The 18,388-nt window shown below is 40.3% G+C and carries 18 protein-coding genes; 15 read left to right on the top strand and 3 right to left on the bottom strand.

All coding sequences use genetic code 11. The annotated features are described in order from the left end of the window. Positions 1–57: 57 nt before the first annotated feature. Positions 58–750, bottom strand: coding sequence for a DUF975 family protein (locus P3R27_RS05565; protein WP_023518956.1), 693 nt, complete (start codon positions 748–750; stop codon positions 58–60). A gap of 206 nt (positions 751–956) precedes the next feature. Between P3R27_RS05565 and tgt the strand changes: the two genes are divergently transcribed. The 15 genes from tgt to P3R27_RS05490 all read left to right on the top strand — a co-directional run bounded on the left by tgt (position 957) and on the right by P3R27_RS05490 (position 16,211). After that, on the top strand, positions 957–2,102 hold the full coding sequence (gene tgt, locus P3R27_RS05560) for a tRNA guanosine(34) transglycosylase Tgt (RefSeq protein ID WP_010736591.1): 1,146 nt from the start codon (positions 957–959) through the stop codon (positions 2,100–2,102). Between the two features lie 93 nt (positions 2,103–2,195). Beyond that, positions 2,196–2,573: a preprotein translocase subunit YajC gene (gene yajC / locus P3R27_RS05555; RefSeq protein WP_010736590.1), complete on the top strand. Its 378-nt coding sequence runs from the start codon at positions 2,196–2,198 to the stop codon at positions 2,571–2,573. A gap of 314 nt (positions 2,574–2,887) precedes the next feature. Beyond that, positions 2,888–5,485 carry a bifunctional acetaldehyde-CoA/alcohol dehydrogenase gene (adhE, locus tag P3R27_RS05550; RefSeq protein WP_019722420.1) on the top strand — a complete coding sequence of 866 codons (2,598 nt, stop codon included), beginning with the start codon at positions 2,888–2,890 and terminating at the stop codon, positions 5,483–5,485. A gap of 276 nt (positions 5,486–5,761) precedes the next feature. After that, complete coding sequence (locus P3R27_RS05545) at positions 5,762–6,016, top strand: hypothetical protein (protein ID WP_034689198.1); 255 nt, start codon at positions 5,762–5,764, stop codon at positions 6,014–6,016. A gap of 199 nt (positions 6,017–6,215) precedes the next feature. Further along, positions 6,216–7,322 carry a beta-galactosidase BglB gene (gene bglB / locus P3R27_RS05540; protein ID WP_301355143.1) on the top strand — a complete coding sequence of 369 codons (1,107 nt, stop codon included), beginning with the start codon at positions 6,216–6,218 and terminating at the stop codon, positions 7,320–7,322. Between the two features lie 16 nt (positions 7,323–7,338). Next, complete coding sequence (locus P3R27_RS05535) at positions 7,339–8,358, top strand: TRAP transporter substrate-binding protein (RefSeq protein WP_126133822.1); 1,020 nt, start codon at positions 7,339–7,341, stop codon at positions 8,356–8,358. Positions 8,359–8,361: 3 nt separating this feature from the next. Next, positions 8,362–8,841 carry a TRAP transporter small permease gene (locus P3R27_RS05530; protein ID WP_301355141.1) on the top strand — a complete coding sequence of 160 codons (480 nt, stop codon included), beginning with the start codon at positions 8,362–8,364 and terminating at the stop codon, positions 8,839–8,841. A 10-nt stretch (positions 8,842–8,851) separates the two neighbouring features. After that, entirely contained in the window at positions 8,852–10,147 is a 1,296-nt protein-coding gene (locus tag P3R27_RS05525) for a TRAP transporter large permease (protein ID WP_034689193.1), read from the top strand. A gap of 10 nt (positions 10,148–10,157) precedes the next feature. Continuing rightward, positions 10,158–11,000 (top strand): sugar phosphate isomerase/epimerase family protein, encoded by an 843-nt coding sequence (locus tag P3R27_RS05520; RefSeq protein ID WP_404830914.1) that lies wholly within the window; start codon positions 10,158–10,160, stop codon positions 10,998–11,000. A 56-nt stretch (positions 11,001–11,056) separates the two neighbouring features. Beyond that, positions 11,057–11,968 carry an AraC family transcriptional regulator gene (locus tag P3R27_RS05515; protein ID WP_034689190.1) on the top strand — a complete coding sequence of 304 codons (912 nt, stop codon included), beginning with the start codon at positions 11,057–11,059 and terminating at the stop codon, positions 11,966–11,968. 51 nt (positions 11,969–12,019) lie between these two features. After that, positions 12,020–12,781, top strand: a complete 762-nt coding sequence (locus P3R27_RS05510; RefSeq protein WP_034689189.1) for an IclR family transcriptional regulator — start codon at positions 12,020–12,022, stop codon at positions 12,779–12,781. A 93-nt stretch (positions 12,782–12,874) separates the two neighbouring features. After that, entirely contained in the window at positions 12,875–13,519 is a 645-nt protein-coding gene (locus tag P3R27_RS05505) for a bifunctional 4-hydroxy-2-oxoglutarate aldolase/2-dehydro-3-deoxy-phosphogluconate aldolase (RefSeq protein WP_034689186.1), read from the top strand. Between the two features lie 6 nt (positions 13,520–13,525). Beyond that, complete coding sequence (locus P3R27_RS05500) at positions 13,526–14,533, top strand: sugar kinase (RefSeq protein WP_034689184.1); 1,008 nt, start codon at positions 13,526–13,528, stop codon at positions 14,531–14,533. A 16-nt stretch (positions 14,534–14,549) separates the two neighbouring features. Further along, entirely contained in the window at positions 14,550–15,392 is an 843-nt protein-coding gene (kduI, locus tag P3R27_RS05495; protein ID WP_034689182.1) for a 5-dehydro-4-deoxy-D-glucuronate isomerase, read from the top strand. A 15-nt stretch (positions 15,393–15,407) separates the two neighbouring features. Beyond that, a complete protein-coding gene (locus tag P3R27_RS05490) occupies positions 15,408–16,211 on the top strand; it encodes a gluconate 5-dehydrogenase (protein ID WP_034689180.1) in 804 nt (267 codons plus the stop codon). Positions 16,212–16,252: 41 nt separating this feature from the next. On the opposite strand, the gene fni is transcribed toward P3R27_RS05490, so the two are convergent. Together fni and P3R27_RS05480 are read right to left on the bottom strand one after the other, a co-directional pair. Next, the gene (gene fni, locus P3R27_RS05485; protein WP_034689178.1) at positions 16,253–17,296 is read right to left on the bottom strand and encodes a type 2 isopentenyl-diphosphate Delta-isomerase; all 1,044 of its coding nucleotides are present in this window, start codon (positions 17,294–17,296) and stop codon (positions 16,253–16,255) included. Next, positions 17,293–18,378, bottom strand: coding sequence for a phosphomevalonate kinase (locus tag P3R27_RS05480; RefSeq protein WP_034689176.1), 1,086 nt, complete (start codon positions 18,376–18,378; stop codon positions 17,293–17,295). The genes fni and P3R27_RS05480 overlap by 4 nt, the downstream gene beginning before the upstream one ends. Between the last annotated feature and the right edge of the window lie 10 nt (positions 18,379–18,388).

Genomic DNA, 18,388 nt, shown 5'->3' with positions numbered 1-18,388 from the left:
AACACCAAAAAAGGATTGGAGATTTTCCAATCCTTTTTATTATGGTGAAAAAGCTGATTAAACTTGTTTTGGTAATTGTTCGTAAAAAGCAGCTTTAGTTGCAGTGATGTATGGATTCAACCATAGATAACCGATACCGACTGTGGCAATTGCTAAGATGTGCCATCCGATAAACGATAAGTCTAACCAGAATAATTTTCCTTTGTAGCCATCCATCAATTTACGGCTTGCAGTGATCGTATCAAGGATTTTTGGTTTTTCACCTGTTTCTGTTACGACATCATAGTAGATGAAATAACTTTGAGAATAGGCATACCCTTTGATGATCCCAGGAATGACTAAAAGCAATGCCCATAACGTAGTGAAAATTGTTGTCACTAGTGCTAACAATAGAACGCCACCGAAGAATACGCCTGAAAAACCTCGGAAAGCATCTTTGAATGGTTCGATCGTTGTTCGTTTCCCACGGATAATGTCTAAATAGGTCCAAGAAATCCCACTCATGAATAATGCACTGATGATCGTAGAAACGATCCCTCCACCTGAACTACTGCTACTTGAGCCATTCACCATTTCTTGTATTGAACTACTGTCTTGCATCGATGCAATCAGTAAAGCGGTAGGCAAAGCTAAAATAAGAATAATAGCAATTGTGATCAATGTTGGAATCAGATTCAACAAAATTGCTTGCCCCCAGCGCCCCTTTAAGCTATCCTTTGCTTGTTTTTTTAGTTCCCCAGAAGATACCATACACTCCACTCCTTTTTTTGATACCCTTAGTATATCAAAGAAGGGCCGAATTAGCTCAGGGATTACTCTTTCATTATTGAAAGGTTCGCAAAAAAAGCAGGTTAAAAAGAACTATAAAAAAAGAGAAGCTCTTGCAAAAAGTAGTTGAAAAGATTATGATGGTGGGAGTTGCAAACGCGATTCTATAAAAGAAAGTAGGGAATTGAATGACAGAACCTGCCATTCGTTATCGTTTAATAAAAAAAGAAAAACATACAGGCGCCCGCCTTGGTGAATTGATTACTCCCCATGGAACTTTTCCAACGCCGATGTTTATGCCTGTGGGTACACTAGCTACCGTTAAAACTATGTCGCCTGAAGAACTAAAAGAAATGGGTGCAGGCGTGATTTTGAGTAATACCTATCATTTATGGCTTCGTCCTGGAGAAGATTTGGTCGAAGAAGCAGGTGGCTTGCATAAATTTATGAATTGGGACCAGCCAATCTTGACTGATTCTGGTGGTTTCCAAGTCTTCTCATTAAGTGATATGCGTAACATCGTTGAAGAAGGTGTGCATTTCAAAAACCATTTGAACGGCTCAAAAATGTTCTTGTCTCCTGAAAAAGCCATCAACATCCAAAATAAATTAGGTTCTGATATCATGATGAGTTTTGATGAATGTCCTCCATTTGATGAGAGCTATGATTATGTGAAAAAATCAGTTGAACGAACTTCTCGTTGGGCAGAACGTGGATTGAAAGCTCATGCGAATCCAGATCGTCAAGGATTATTTGGTATCATCCAAGGAGCTGGTTTTGAAGATTTACGTAAACAAAGTGCGAAAGACTTAATCAGTATGGATTTCCCTGGGTATTCCATCGGAGGTTTATCTGTCGGTGAACCAAAAGCTGAGATGAACCGTGTCTTAGAATTTACGACGCCATTGATCCCAGATCATAAGCCACGTTATTTGATGGGGGTAGGAGCTGCGGATTCATTGATTGATGGCGTGATTCGTGGAGTCGATATGTTCGACTGTGTTCTACCAACCCGAATCGCTCGTAACGGAACATGTATGACATCGCAAGGACGATTAGTCGTAAAAAATGCGCAATATGCCCGGGACTTCCGTCCAATCGATGAAAAATGTGATTGCTATACTTGTAAAAATTATACGAGAGCATATATTCGTCACTTGATCAAATGTGATGAAACATTTGGCATCCGTTTAACGTCTTATCACAATCTATACTTCTTATTAAACTTGATGAAACAAGTTCGACAAGCGATTATGGATGATAACTTATTAGAGTTTCGTGCAGCCTTTTTCGAAGAGTATGGGTTCAATAAAGAAAACGCAAAAAGTTTCTAGCAGGATTTGTGAAATTTAGTTAAAAAACTAGTTTCTAGCGCCTTTTTCTGCTAAAGTGTTTAGTGTAGATATTTAGTTAGTGAGGTGAAAAAAATGGGTTCATTACCAATGTTAGTGATGTTCGTTGCCCTATTAGGGATGTGGTTCTTTATGTCACGTACACAAAAGAAACAACAACAAGAACGTCAAAACTTGCTTGATAGTATGAAAGCTGGCGATGAAGTAGTCACGATCGGTGGACTTCATGGCGTAGTCTCAGAAATCGACGAGACAAATCGTACAGTTGTTTTAGACTGCGAAGGGATCTTTTTAGAATACGATCGAGCAGCCATCAAAACGGTAAAACCAGGTACAGGCGCGATGACAAGCACACCAATCGCACCAGTAGAAGAACCGACAGAACCAGAAGTAATTGAAACTGTTGAAGTTCCAGAAACACCTGAAGAGAAAAAAGAAGAAAAAGAATTATAGACACCGGTTGTTTGCCACGCGTTGGCTAAATGTATACGGAGTTCGATCATTCTTTATCAAAAAGACTGTTGTCATTCCTATCTCGTATAGAGATAAGAAGGCGATCAGTCTTTTTTTGTGACTTTGCTAAATAAATCACATCTGCCATTATGGAGCGGTTACTCGATAATCTCTCTTGTGGAACGCTCTGTTTCTAAAGAAAAATATAACTGTGAAAAAAATCACAAAAAAAGTATTTACATCGAAAAAAAAGTGTTGTATGATGTGTATGTGAAATAATTAACAAATAACCATGACTCAGTAGGAGGAACATAATGGCTAAAATAATGGAAAAAGAAGAGACAAAAACTGTTGATGTACAAGCGATGATCGACGATTTAGCGACAAAAGCAAATGTTGCGTTGAAAGAAATGGAAAGTTTTGATCAAGAAAAAGTAGATCACATTGTGCATGAAATGGCAATGGCTGCATTAGATCAGCACATGCCTCTAGCAAAAATGGCTGTCGAAGAAACTGGCCGTGGAATCTATGAAGATAAAGCAATCAAAAATATGTATGCTTCAGAATATATTTGGAACAGTATCAAATATGACAAAACTGTCGGAGTAATCAATGAAGACACTCAAAAAGGATTGATTGAGATTGCTGAACCAGTCGGCGTCGTTTGTGGCGTAACACCAACAACAAACCCAACTTCAACAACGATCTTTAAATCAATGATCGCTTTGAAAACCAGAAACCCAATCGTTTTTGCTTTCCATCCAAGCGCTCAAAAATGTTCCGCTGAGGCAGCAAGAGTCGTTCGTGATGCAGCCATCGCAGCAGGTGCGCCAGAAAACTGTATCCAATGGATCGAGCATCCATCGATCGATGCGACTTCAATGTTGATGAACCACCCAGGAATTGCAATCGTATTAGCAACTGGTGGCGCAGGCATGGTAAAATCCGCTTATTCAACTGGTAAACCAGCTTTAGGTGTTGGACCGGGTAACGTTCCTGCATATATCGAAAAAACAGCAAAAGTAAAACGTGCAGTGAATGACTTGATCGTATCAAAAACATTCGATAACGGCATGATTTGTGCTTCTGAGCAAGCAGTTATCGTAGATAAAGAAATCTATGCAGCCGTAAAAGCAGAATTCCAAGCGCACCAAGTGTACTTCGTCAAACCAGCAGAGCTTTCAAAATTAGAAGATGCTGTCATGAATGAAGGTAAATACGCTGTAAATCCTGCAATCGTGGGACATTCAGCAATGGATATTGCAAAATTAGCAGGGATCAATGTACCAGAAGGAACCAAATTATTAGTGGCAGAATTAGAAGGCGTAGGGCCTGATTATCCACTTTCACGTGAGAAACTTTCACCGGTTTTAGCAATGGTCAAATCAAACAGTACAGAACATGCTTTCGAATTATGTGAAGGAATGTTGAACCTTGGTGGATTAGGGCATACAGCTGTCATCCATTCAGAAAACGAAGAGTTGCATGTTCAATTTGGACTACGCATGAAAGCTTGCCGTATCTTAGTCAACACACCATCAGCAGAAGGCGGAATCGGAAATATCTACAACGAAATGATTCCATCATTGACACTAGGTTGTGGTTCATACGGAAAGAATTCTGTTTCAAGAAACGTATCAGCAGTCAACTTAATCAACGTCAAAACTGTAGCGAAACGGAGAAATAACATGCAATGGTTCAAATTACCACCAAAAATCTTCTTTGAAAAGAATTCTTTGCTTTACTTGGAAAAAATGGAAAACGTTGAACGTGTCATGATCGTTTGTGACCCAGGTATGGTTCAATTCGGCTACTGTGACACTGTAAGAGAAGTATTAGCACGTCGTAAAAATGATGTGAAAATCGAGATCTTTTCAGATGTTGAACCAAACCCTTCAACAAACACAGTTTACGCTGGTACAAAAATGATGGCGGACTTCAAACCAGATACAGTGATCGCTCTTGGTGGTGGATCAGCAATGGATGCGGCGAAAGGCATGTGGATGTTCTATGAGCACCCAGATACTTCATTCTTTGGCGCAAAACAAAAATTCTTAGATATCCGTAAACGTACGTATAAGATCGACAAACCTGAAAAAACACAGTTTGTATGTATCCCAACAACATCAGGAACTGGTTCAGAAGTGACACCATTCGCAGTAATCACAGATAGCGAAACACATGTGAAATATCCATTAGCTGACTACGCATTGACACCAGATGTGGCAATCGTTGATCCACAATTTGTGATGTCAGTTCCCGCTTCTGTTACAGCGGATACAGGTATGGACGTCTTGACACATGCTATCGAATCTTATGTCTCTGTTATGGCCTCTGATTACACTCGTGGGTTGAGTTTACAAGCCATCAAATTAGTCTTTGACTACTTGGAAAAATCAGTGAAAACACCAGATATGGAATCACGCGAAAAAATGCATAATGCGTCAACAATGGCTGGTATGGCCTTTGCAAATGCCTTCTTAGGAATTTGTCACTCAGTTGCGCATAAAATCGGTGGAGAATACGGTATCCCTCATGGACGTACAAATGCGATCCTATTGCCGCATATCATCCGCTATAATGCGAAAGATCCACAAAAACATGCGATGTTCCCTAAATATGACTACTTCCGTGCAGATACAGACTACGCGGATATCGCGAAGTTCTTAGGTTTGAAAGGGAAAACAACAGCAGAGCTTGTAGAAGCATTAGCAACAGCTGTTAGCGACTTAGGAAAATCTGTAGGCATCGACATGAGCTTGAGAGCGCAAGGCGTGACGCAAGAAACATTAGACACAACAGTTGATCGCATGGCTGAATTAGCGTATGAAGATCAATGTACAACAGCCAATCCAAAAGAACCATTGATCAGTGAATTGAAACAAATCATTATCGACGCATATAATGCGTAAGTCATAACTAAAAGTTGTCCCAACAACGAATCAAGCATGAGAGAAGCTTCTCACTTGGTTCGTTGTTTTTTCTTTTTAAGATAATGTCTATCAAGCGATACACCAGAAGAATTTCCGGAAATAATTTTTGTAGAATCGCTCAACATGTTGTTAGAAGAGAAAAATGTCGTAGCTTTTTTTCTAATATCTAAAAAAGAAGTATTAGATAACTCGAATAATAGGTATTTTGATGAATATGCTATGCTACTATTTTTCTATAAAAAAGGAGATGAGATCTTGAAGAAATATATTGTTACTTTGTTGATTGTATGTGTCGTTTCTCTTGGATTATCCTTTCTTTTGGAACGAGAAATCTTACGGAACATTGGCATCGGCTTACTTTTGACCGGTATTGCGCTTTCCGGAACAGCAGTTTCAGGGGATCGAATGCGAGTGAATCAGGAAAATAGTGAGTTGGGTTTTCGTAAGAACTACTTTTTGTTTCCATTAATTGCTTGTTTGCCATTTTTTATGGTGTATACATTTTTATGAACTGTGGATTTTGAAACCATGACGAGTGGTAAACGTCATGGTTTTTCTTTTGATAGGGCTATTTTTTACAGGAACCCCATAAATAATCTCGTTATGTCAATTTTAGATAGTTTTTGTTCAAATGATGCTATTTTTTGAGAAAGCGTTTACTGATATATTAACAGCATAGAATGAGAGCGTTTAAAAAGGAGAGGGAAAATTGATTATTAAAGAGGAACTATTTGTACAGAAAGAAGTTGTGGAAGAAACAATCGATCGATTAGTGGAGAATTTGACGACGATCAACGATGATTCAGGGGAATTTTTATTGGATTTTGAGGGGTTAAAGGTGGATGACAAAAGTTGGTCTATTTGGAATTGGCCACAAGGTATAGGTCTATACGGTATCTACAAAAATTATCAGTTGACTAAAAATCCTCGTGCGACGGAAGTGGTGAAAGAATGGTTTGAAGAAAGGATGCAAGAAGGTGCACCGCCGAAGAACGTCAATACGATGGCACCAATCCTCACGATGGCGTATTTATATGAGGAGACGCAAGATTCACGCTACTTGCCTTACTTGAAGCAATGGGCGGAATGGGTCATAAATGATATGCCGCGGACAGAGGAAGACGGATTACAGCACGCGACATATGGACCAGAAAATAAGAATCAATTGTGGGATGACACCTTGATGATGACTGTACTACCATTAGCCAAAATCGGCAAGCTCCTAAATCGTCCAGAATACCTAGAAGAAGCCAGATACCAATTTATGATCCATATCAAATATTTGCTGGATAAACGTACAAGCCTTTGGTACCATGGATGGACCTTTGAAGGGAATCATAATTATGCGGAAGCATTTTGGGGGCGTGGAAATTGTTGGCTGACGATTGCGATTCCTGAAATCATCGCGATTCTGGAACTGAAAGAAGGTGATGCTTTCCGTAAATTGTTGATCGAAACGTTAGAAGCACAAGTGCAAACCTTAGCAGAATATCAATCAGAAAGCGGTTTATGGCATACCTTGATTGATGATCCAACTTCTTACTTAGAGTCATCTGCTACAGCAGGTTTTGCTTACGGTATTTTAAAAGCAGTGCATGAGCGCTATTTACCAAAGAAATATTTAGAAACCGCCTATCGTGCGATCCAAGGGTTGCTTGAGCAAGTAGATGAAACTGGCGAAGTTCAAAATGTTTCGGTAGGTACGGGGATGGGCGATGATTTAGAGTTTTACCGTACGATTGGCAAGACAGCGATGCCTTATGGCCAATCGTTACTTGTATTATGTCTGACAGAATTACTTGTGTCATATTGTTAATCGAAAGGAGAAAAAAATGAAAAAAACACTTGCTTTTGCTTTTTGTTTACTGGGAATCATCGGTTTGAGTGGTTGTAGTAGTCAGTCAAGTGTTGGTGTTGTCGCAAATGCAGAGGAAGAAGCAACGATCACTTTACGTTTTGCTTATGCCAGCAATAGTCAGCCAGTCATTGATGCAATGAACAAATTTGGAGAGTTAGTAGAAGAAAAAACAGCTGGCTCAGTCAAAGTAAAATATTTTCCTGATGGTCAATTGGGAGGAGAACGTGAATTGATCGAACTGACGCAATCAGGGGCGATTGATTTTACGAAAGTCAGTGCTTCTGCGTTAGAAAGTTTCTCTAAAGTCTATTCGATTTTTTCAGTTCCTTACTTGTTCAATGGTGAGCAACATTTCTTCGATGTTATGGAGAATGAAGCAATCATGCAACCAATCTATCAATCGACAACGGATTTAGGTTTTTCTGGACTCGCCTATTATGATTCAGGTCAACGTAGTTTTTACATGGTCGATGGACCGATCCATCTACTGGATGATCTAAAAGGGAAAAAAATCCGCGTGATGCAAAGTGAAACGGCCATTCGAATGGTGGAACTACTAGGTGGATCACCTGTACCGATGGGCAGTGACGAAGTATATACTTCGCTACAGTCAAACTTGATCAACGGATCAGAGAACAATGAATTTGTTTTGTATACAGCCGGGCATGGCGGTGTCGCAAAGTATTATTCCTATGATGAACATACACGAGTACCAGATATCATCATCATGAACGATGCGATCAAAGAACGTTTGACTGCGGAACAACAACAAGCAATCGAAGAAGCAGCAAAAGAATCAACGATTTTTGAAATCGAAGTATTCGCTCAAGCAATCGAAGAAGAAAAAAGAGTGGCAACGGAAGAATATAGCGTCCAGTTCAATGAAGTGGACAATACGCCATTTCGTGAAGCAGTCGCACCGTTGCATGATGAATTCAAAAATCATCCAGATTTTCAAACGCTGTACCGAATGATCCAAGAAGAAGGGGTGTAAACGATGAAAAAAGGAATCAGTCGGCTGTTAGAATTTCTAGGAGCATGTCTGTTGATTGGTATGATCATCATTGTCTTGTGGCAAATATTCTCGCGAACGATTTTGGGTAATCCAAATACTGTAACAGAAGAATTAGTGCGTTTTGGATTAGTCTGGTTTGCGATGCTATCTTCTGCTTATGTCGTTGGACAAAAAGGTCATTTAGCGGTCACTTTACTAAGTGAAAAATTAACTGGTAAGAAAGCCAATATATTGGAGATCATCGTTCAGTGTCTATTTTTAGCTTTTGCCGTAACGATCATGGTTTATGGTGGTTGGAATGCTGTCCCCTTGACAATGGGCCAACTCTCACCTTCGTTAGGGATTCCGATGGGCTATGTCTATTTATCGGTGCCGGTCTCAGGTATTTTGCTCATTATCTACAGTTTGATCAATTTGATTGAAGCAATGAATAGGAAGTCTGTCGTTCAGGAAAAGGGATAGGAGGAATTTGATGGTTTTAGAAGCAGGTGCAATTTTATTTTTTGTTTTTGTCTTTTTGTTGTTTGTTGGCATGCCAATTGCAATTAGCATCGCTTTTTCATCGATGCTCACGTTGTTATTAGTGATACCTTTTGATGTAGCAGCATTTAGTTCCGCACAAAAAATGGTCGGTAGTATCAACAGTTTCTCACTGATTGCTATTCCGTTTTTCGTCTTTTCAGGAATTATCATGAACCATGGAGGGATCGCCAAGAAGTTAGTTGATTTTGCCATGTTGTTTGTTGGACGGATTCCAGGCTCTTTAGCACATACGAATGTTTTAGGAAATGCGTTGTTCGGTTCGATCTCTAGTTCGGCGATTGCTGCTTCAACAGCGATTGGTGGAGTATTGATCCCACAACAAGTAGAGGAAGGTTATGATCGTAAATTTGCGACAGCAGTCAACATTGCTTCGGCACCTACAGGAATGGTGATTCCACCAAGTACTGCGTTCATCATGTACTCTTTAGTTGCTGGAGGTGCTTCAATCTCCGCATTATTCATGGGGGGCTATTTAGTCGGTGCCCTTTGGTCGTTAGGGATCATGGCGGTTGCATTTGTGGTTGCGAAAAAAAATAAGTACCCGACAGTACAGAAAGGGCAAGGGAAGCAAGTTGGTAAAGTGTTAAAAGAAGCAGTCCCAAGCTTAGCTTTGATCGTAATCATCATCGGTGGTATTTTGACTGGGGTCTTTACAGCTATCGAAGCATCAGCGATTGCAGTTTTGTATTCCTTGTTGATTTCTTTGTTCTACTATAAGACAGTGAAACTGAAAGACATACCAAAAATGTTGATCCAATCCGTCGCGATGTCGGGGACGATCATGTTTTTACTGGCGACTTCTTCCATGATGTCGTTTGCTATGGCATTTACAGGGATACCGCAAGCAATCAGCAGTCTGATCATTGGGGTCACTGATAATCGCTTCATTATTTTATTATTGATAAATATTATTTTGCTACTTGTTGGGATGTTTATGGATGTCGCTCCGGCTATTTTGATTTTTACTCCGATATTCTTACCTATCGCAACAAGTGTTGGAGTCGATCCTGTGCATTATGGGTTATTTTCAATCATGAATCTTTGTGTCGGATCCATTACTCCACCGGTTGGCACAGGTCTTTATGTAGGCGCAAGTGTCGGTGGCGTGAAAGCAGAATCGATGTTGAAGCCGTTGTTACCATTTTATGGCATCATATTAGCTGTTTTGTTTTTGATTACGTATTTTCCACAAATCGTGATGTGGTTACCGGATCTTTTAGGATAAAGGAGAATCGATGATGAAACTAAATCTAGTTGCTAGAGGACATGATTTGACCCATGTACGAAACGTAGATGACCTAGCAAAAAAAGCAAGCGGACAAGAAATTTCTACGCTACAATTAGCATTAAGTCGATCTTTTCCTGTTCTCGCGTCTAATGGACATGCAATCAATCCCGGCATGGGGCATTATATAAAACAGTCTTTAGCAAAAGAAGGAGTAAGCGTCGGTATCTTGAGCTGTTATATCAACATGATCCATCCTGATCTATCTGTTCGGAAAACAGTACTGAGACAATTTGAACGGTATCTCCAATATGCTGCTAGTTTTGGGGCGACGATGGTCGCAACCGAGACGGGGAGCGTGAGTGAAGCGGGTTATACAGAAGAGAACTTTTCAGATGAAGCCTTCTTACAGATCGTTGAAGCTATTGACCGATTAGTGCGGGCTGGAGAAAAGCATCGAATGATGGTAGGGATCGAACCAGGATTGAATCATCCGTTGTATTCAGTTGATCGTGTAGCAGAGTTAGTTGTAACAATCGATTCGGATTATCTAGGCATCATTTTAGACCCGACCAATTTGATCACTGCAGAAAGTCATCACCAACAAGTCGGATTAGTTGAAGAAGCCTTTGAACGTTTTGGAGAAAAAATTTGCGGATTACATCTAAAAGACTACCTCGTTTCTGATGAAGGGAAGATTATCCCGGCTGATTTAGGTACGGGACTGATTGATTATGAAGCAATCGTAAACATCGCGCAGAAGCATCGTCCGTATCTTTATATCGTTTTAGAAGAAACAAAAGACGATGCGCTAAAGCACGCTGTCTCGATACTGAATCACGTTATTAGATAAGAAAACGAAGGAATGTGCATTTGCTCACTATTGATCAATGCGAAAGGGGAGATAGGATGGAGAAAAAACACATCAATGGAAAAGAAGTCAACACGATGATCTCTGATCAATATGAGATTTATCACGTGAAAGATATCGTTAGCCAAAATAAAACGGTTTATCATCATCATGACTTCTATGAGATTCATGCTACTTTAGAAGGAGAAGCCATTTTTTATTTAGATGGTCGCCAATTTACGATCGAATCAGGAAATGTCTTATTGATCCACTCTAGAGATCTTCATCGGATCGTCCGACAATCAACCGACATATTTGAGCGGGTCTACATGTTTATCACTCCAGCCTTCTTGGAAAGTCGTTCCACTAAATGGTCCAATCTATCCGCCTGTTTTTGGCCGATCGGTGAACGCCGAAGCCGGATATTACATATCGAACCACAAGTATTAAAAGAAAAACTTTCTTTTATCGATCAAACGTTGGATCGTAAAGATTATGGGACAGATATTCGTTATGAACAAGCGCTAGTCGAATATTTGATTTTTCTCAATCGTATGGTACAGGTCGAAGAACATATTTCGGAAGAACATTTCACTGTGCCGAATGAACGGTTAGAAAAAATGCTCCAATTTGTCGCAAAGAATTTGAGTGAGCCCCTCTCCCTCAAACAAATGGAAAAAGAATTTTTCATCAGTAAATATCACGTGACTCGCGAATTCAAAAAACATACTGGTTTTACCTTTCATCAATACGTGATGAAGAAAAAACTACTTTATTCAAAACAATTATTAAGAGAGTATGGCAGCTCAAGTTCCGTTTATAGTAAATGTGGTTTCGCTTCTTATCCTCATTATTTACGTGCATTCAAAACCGAATTTGGCGTAACTCCCAAAGAATTTTTGAAAAAAGATCTGGCAGGAGAGTTTGTTCATTATACGCATTATGAAGAAGAAAACAAAGATTCCTTTTAAATTATCGTTCTTTCAGATATAATTTCCTATATAGAAATAGGAGAGTGGAATATGGAAAATAAAAAACCTTATGGGACCGTTTTAATCAAAGCTTCGCGTATTTTAGATTATCTAGCAGAACATCCAGACGCTTCATTACAAGAAATTGCAAAAGGGATCGACATGACGTCATCTACTACATTAAAAATTTTAGATACGTTATCCATGATTGGTTATGTAAATAAAAATCAAGAAAAAAATTATCGTTTAGGTGGGAAACTGGTCCGATATGCAAACAAAAATATTGATCAAATCGATTTGGTGGAGCGTACTTTACCATTCTTGGAAAAATTACAGCAAATAATTGATGAAACGATTCATCTAGGTATTTTAGACAACAACGAGATTCTCTATGTCAATAAGTTGGACCCTAAAAATCAAACGATCCGCATGTCTTCAAAAATCGGTATTACCAGACCTTTATATAGTTCAGCAATGGGAAAAGCCGTCTTAGCGCATTTTACGGAAGAGCAATATCAACAGTATATCGAACAATGTCCTCTGATTCCATTTACTGAATATACGATTACCAATCCATTAAAACTAAAAAAAGAGATCCAGCAAGTCAAACAAACAAAAGTTGCTTTCGATGATGAAGAAGTCGAAAAAGATATCTTTTGCATCGGTACCTCTTTAGTTCATGAGAACCAAGTGGTTGGAGCATTCAGTGTCAGTATGCCGAAGTATCGATTGAGTGAAGAAATCAAGAATCAAATCATTCAAACGATCCTGCAAACGAAAGAAGAAATCGAAAAAACTTTTGAAAAAAGCTAAAAAGCGTTTGCAATATTTTCTTCCTGCCGTATAATGAAGATGTAAATTTCTTTATTGTAAAATATAATTTCCAAATGAGAAATGGGTGGGAAGATGAAAAAAATGGATATCTTATCTCGTTTGAAACAAGCGGGAGTTATTGCAGTCGTACGAGGAGCAACAAATGAAGAAGCGCTGAATGCTTGTCACGCGATTATCAAAGGCGGACTAACAGGCATTGAATTGACCTTTACCGTGCCACAAGCAGATCGAGTAATCAAAGAACTAGTAGAAACCTACAAAGACCAACAGGATGTGGTAATCGGTGCAGGGACCGTGTTGGATGCTATTACTGCGCGTTTAGCGATTTTAGCAGGTGCTGAGTATATCGTCAGCCCCTGTTTTGATCAGGAAACCGCAGAACTATGCAATTTATACCAAATCCCTTATTTGCCAGGATGTATGACGATCGATGAAATCAAAACAGCGCTAAAAAGTGGCGTAGACATCGTCAAACTATTTCCTGGAAGTGCTTTCGGTCCAAGTATCATCTCTGCATTCAAAGCGCCGATGCCCCATGTCAATATCATGCCTACTGGTGGGGTCAGTTTAGAAAACATGCAAGAATGGTTTGAGGCAGGCGTGATCACTGTTGGTATTGGTGGGAACTTGTTGGCACCAGCAGCTCATGGAGATTTTGAGGAAGTGACAAAAGTCGCACAAAAATATGCGGCAAAAATGAAAGAAATTACGAGGTAACCGCTGATGGGAAGAGTAGTGACACTTGGAGAAATCATGTTACGTTTATCGACACAACAAGGATATCGGTTACAAGACAGTGATCATTTTTGCGCGCATTATGGCGGTGGGGAAGCGAATGTCGCGATCTCATTAGCCAATTATGGACATACGGTTTCGTTCATGTCAAAAGTCCCAGAACATTCACTGGGTCTGGCAGTCGAAAAACATTTACGAAGCTATGGAGTAGATACTCGTCTACTGCTAAAAGGCGGCCCTCGGCTCGGCACATATTATATGGAAACAGGCATCGGCGAACGTGCGGCTTCAGTCATTTATGATCGTGCCGGTTCCAGTTTCGCGGTGATGGATGGCTTGGAATGGTCATTAGAGGACTGTTTCAAGGGAGTCGATCTCTTCCATGTTTCAGGAATCACGCCGGCATTAACAGAAAATTGGCGATGGCTGACAAAAGAACTTATGGAAGCAGCCAAACAAGCAGGCTGTCAAATCAGTTTTGATATCAATTATCGGGGCAAGCTGTGGACACAACAAGAAGCGGGTAAAGTGTTAGAACAATTATTACCACTCGTGGATATTTGTTCAGCGGGTGAGATGGATGCGCTTTATTTGTTAGGGATAGCAAAAGCACCTGAAACGACAGTAAATCCACTTATCTATTATTACGAAAAAATGCAAGAAAGATTTCCCAACATCCAAACGTTTTACTCAACCAAACGTACGGTGCATTCAGCAAGTGAAAATGATCTACAAGGTACCTTATGGATGAATGGTCAATATTTTGAATCACCAGTTCACCAAATCACTTCGATCGTTGATCGTGTGGGTGGAGGAGATGCATTTGCTGGAGGATTGCTTCATGGAATTTTAGCAGAGATGCAACCACAAACAATCATTGATTTTGCGACAGCAGCCTCTGTGTTGAAACACACGATCCATGGAGATTGCAATCAATTCAATCAAGCAGAAGTTGCTAGTTTTATTACTAGCGATTCTGGAAAAATCATTCGATAAAGGAGAATCTATCAACATGCAAGAAATGGAAACACGTTATACACATAGCCCAGAGGATATTCGTCATTATTCAACAGAACAATTGAGAAATGAATTTTTAGTAGAGAAAGTATTTGTTCCAGGAAAAATCAGTCTTACTTATACACACAATGATCGTATGATCTTCGGCGGCGTAACACCAACCACTAGTCCATTAGAAATCAAACTAGATAAAGAACTAGGTGTTACTTATTTCTTAGAACGTCGCGAGCTTGGTGTTATCAACATTGGCGGACCTGGATTGATTGAAATCGATGGCGAAAAAGAAGAAATGAAGAAACAAGATGGCTATTACATCGGTAAAGAAACGGAGCATGTAGTCTTTTCCTCTGTAGATCCAGAAAATCCTGCAAAATTTTATATTAGTTCTGTGCCAGCACATCATAAATATCCAAATGTAAAAATCAGCATCGATCAAGTGAAGCCAATGGAAACCGGCGAAGGTGTCACATTGAATGAGCGTAAAATCTACCAATATATCCATCCAAACGTATGTGAAAGCTGTCAATTGCAGATGGGTTATACCATTTTAGAACCGGGTAGTTCTTGGAACACGATGCCTTGTCATACACATGAACGCCGGATGGAAGCTTATGTTTATTTTGATTATGCAAATGAAGATACTCGGGTGTTCCATATGATGGGTAAACCAGATGAAACAAAACATTTAGTTGTAGATAATGAACAAGCCGTGATTTCACCGAGTTGGTCGATCCACTCAGGTGTTGGTACAAGTAACTATTCCTTTATCTGGGCAATGTGCGGTGAAAATATCACGTACACAGATATGGACATGGTAGCAATGGATCAATTGAAATAAGAAAGGAAGATAAAAATGTCATTCAAGATGGATATGTTTCGCTTAGACAATAAAGTCGCTTTAATCACCGGTGCGGTATACGGAATCGGTTTTGAGATCGCTCGCTCATTAGCAGAAGCTGGAGCAACGATCGTCTTCAATAATTTAACTCAGGAATCAGTAGATGAAGGAATTGCCAACTACAAAGAAATTGGCATCGAAGCAAAAGGCTATGTTTGTGACGTGACGGATGAGTCAGCAGTACAAGCAATGGTCAAACAAATCAAATCAGAAGTTGGTCCAATCGATATTTTGGTCAACAATGCAGGAATCATCAAACGGACACCGATGATCGAAATGGATGCGGCAGATTTCCGTCAAGTTATCGACGTGGACCTAAATGCACCGTTTATCATGTCGAAAGCAGTTATCCCTGATATGATTGAAAAAGGTGGCGGGAAAATCATCAATATTTGTTCAATGATGAGTGAGCTTGGCCGTGAGACAGTAAGTGCCTATGCTGCTGCTAAAGGCGGATTGAAAATGTTGACGAAAAACATTGCTTCAGAATATGGACAATACAACATCCAATGTAATGGGATCGGACCAGGTTACATTGCGACTCCGCAAACAGCACCTTTAAGAGAAACACAAGGAAACGGGGAGCGTCATCCATTTGACCAATTTATCGTTGGGCGTACACCAGCCGCTCGTTGGGGCGCCCCGATCGACTTAGCTGGCCCATCTGTCTTCCTAGCATCACGTGCCTCTGATTTTGTTAACGGACATATCTTGTATGTAGATGGCGGTATCTTAGCTTATATTGGAAAACAACCATAATAAACAAAAAATGGCGAGTGCATACGATGCACTCGTCATTTTTATTTGCGTCGACCATATTTTGATATTGGGATGTCTCTGGCTTCACACCATTCTTTGACAGGGCCAGACAAAATCAAGGATTGTTTTGTTAAATCACTTGTTTTTGTTGCACCGACCATGGCATAGAGCATTCGTAGTTCTTCTTGCCACTGTGCCATAAGAGCAATCGTCTCCTCGATCCCGTGTGTCATGTAGTGCGTCAAGATTGTTCCGGAAATCCCTACAGCATTCGCACCAAGGCACAACGCTTTAAAGATATCATAAGCATTTCGTATGCCACCCGAAGCGATGATTTCGGCAGCTGTATTTGCTTCATTTGCTTCAAGTAAGGAGGACACAGTGGATTGCCCCCAATCCGTCAAATACGCCAATTCACGTTTTTTACGGCGAGCATTTTCGATTTGTGTGAAGCTCGTACCGCTACGCCCGCTGATATCAATCGTCTTGATACCTAGTTCAGATAATTCAATGATGGTCTCCCTTGTCATCCCAAAGCCCACTTCTTTTACGATTACTGGTACATCAAGGGTTTGTTGGATTTCTGTAATCAGTTCTTTCCATTGCGAAAAATCGCGATCTCCTTCAGGCATGACTAATTCTTGTGGTGCATTTAAATGGATCTGTAACGCATCCGCTTGGAAGAGCTGTACGGCTTCTTGGGCACGTGAGACGGAGGTGCCAGCACCAACATTCGCTAAAATCTTCCCTTCGGGATAGACATCGCGCATCACCGTATAAGAATCTGACAAGGAAGGATCTTTCAAGGCAGCACTGACAGAACCGGTAGCAACCATCAATCCAGCACTTTTAGCAATCTGTGCAAGGTCATGATTGATCTTTTTTGTTTTTTCGCTACCGCCAGTCATGGCATTGATATAGAAAGGACTAGAAAGAGTAAAACCTGCAACTTCAGTCTGCAAAGACACTTCATCAACCTTGCTTTGTGGAAGTGGCCGATGGACAAGTCGAACGAAGTCAAATTCATTTAGCTGTTTGTTGTGAAATGCTTTGGCTAATGATACATGTTCATCTTTTCGATTCATAATTTGGCCTCTTTCTGTTGATGGTAGACATGTAATGGAAGCGGGGTGATCTCAGCTTCTTCCCAAGCACTCATTAATGGAAGGATACCTGATTTTTGGTCGACGATCACGATGCCACAATCCCCACCCCCAGCGCCAGAAGATTTCGCCGCGCCTTCGAATTGTTCAGCTAAACAACATAGTTTATTTAATGCCGGTGTTTCAATCAACACGCCAGTGATGGCAGACAGATCACGCAATAATTCACGATTTTTACGAATCATTTCTTGGATCAAAGCCACGTCGTTTTCTTTAAAACCTTTGATCATCGTGTTGACGCAAAGCGTACTATCTTCAAGGAATTGTTGATACGCCGCCATTTTATCTTCACGAGAGCGATGTACTTGGTCCACTAAGTCGGAAGTAGAGGCAGGACTACCAGTCCAACCAATCAATAAACGGAGATCTTCCGGAGTGTGTAAGGATTCAATAGATAAACCAGGCCAATCGAGCGCTAATAATTCACTGATCGTTTTACTTGATTCTTGTTCTTTGAGCCATTGGTGGTCAAAAGTGGAGAAGGCGATCCAACCACTATAACAGCTAGCCGCAATATCGCCACAAGAACCATTGTCTTGGACAGCTAGATTAGCTAAAGCTGCAATTTTAAATATCTCAAGCTGAGATAAATGCAGTGCGTAAAATTGGTTCAATGCTCGAACAGTCGCTACCGCTACTGCGCCACTAGAACCTAGTCCATACTTTCTGCCATTTGAGCTATCTAATTCACTGGTTACCTTCAAATCATAAAATGAAAGAAGAATATTTTTTTCCTGTGCATATTTCTCAGTTAAACGTATAGCAGCAAGGATATAATGGAACGGGTTTTCACGGATATCTAGAACGAGTTCGCCTTTTCGTCTTGTCCAACGCACAGGCATCTCGCTATATTGTGCAGATTGGATACTCCCTACTTTCCGAGCAGCTTCTACTGTTACTGTGACGAATTGATCGACTGCCACGATAATTGCAGGATGCCCCGTTTCGACAACTGCGTATTCTCCAGCGATATAAAGTTTTCCAGGTGCAGATACTTCAACCATAACAATCTCC

Origin of the sequence: Enterococcus spodopteracolus, from assembly GCF_030441955.1 — a bacterium.
Classification (GTDB): Bacteria; Bacillota; Bacilli; order Lactobacillales; family Enterococcaceae; genus Enterococcus_B; species Enterococcus_B spodopteracolus.
This window is presented reverse-complemented; position numbering and strand designations above follow the sequence as displayed.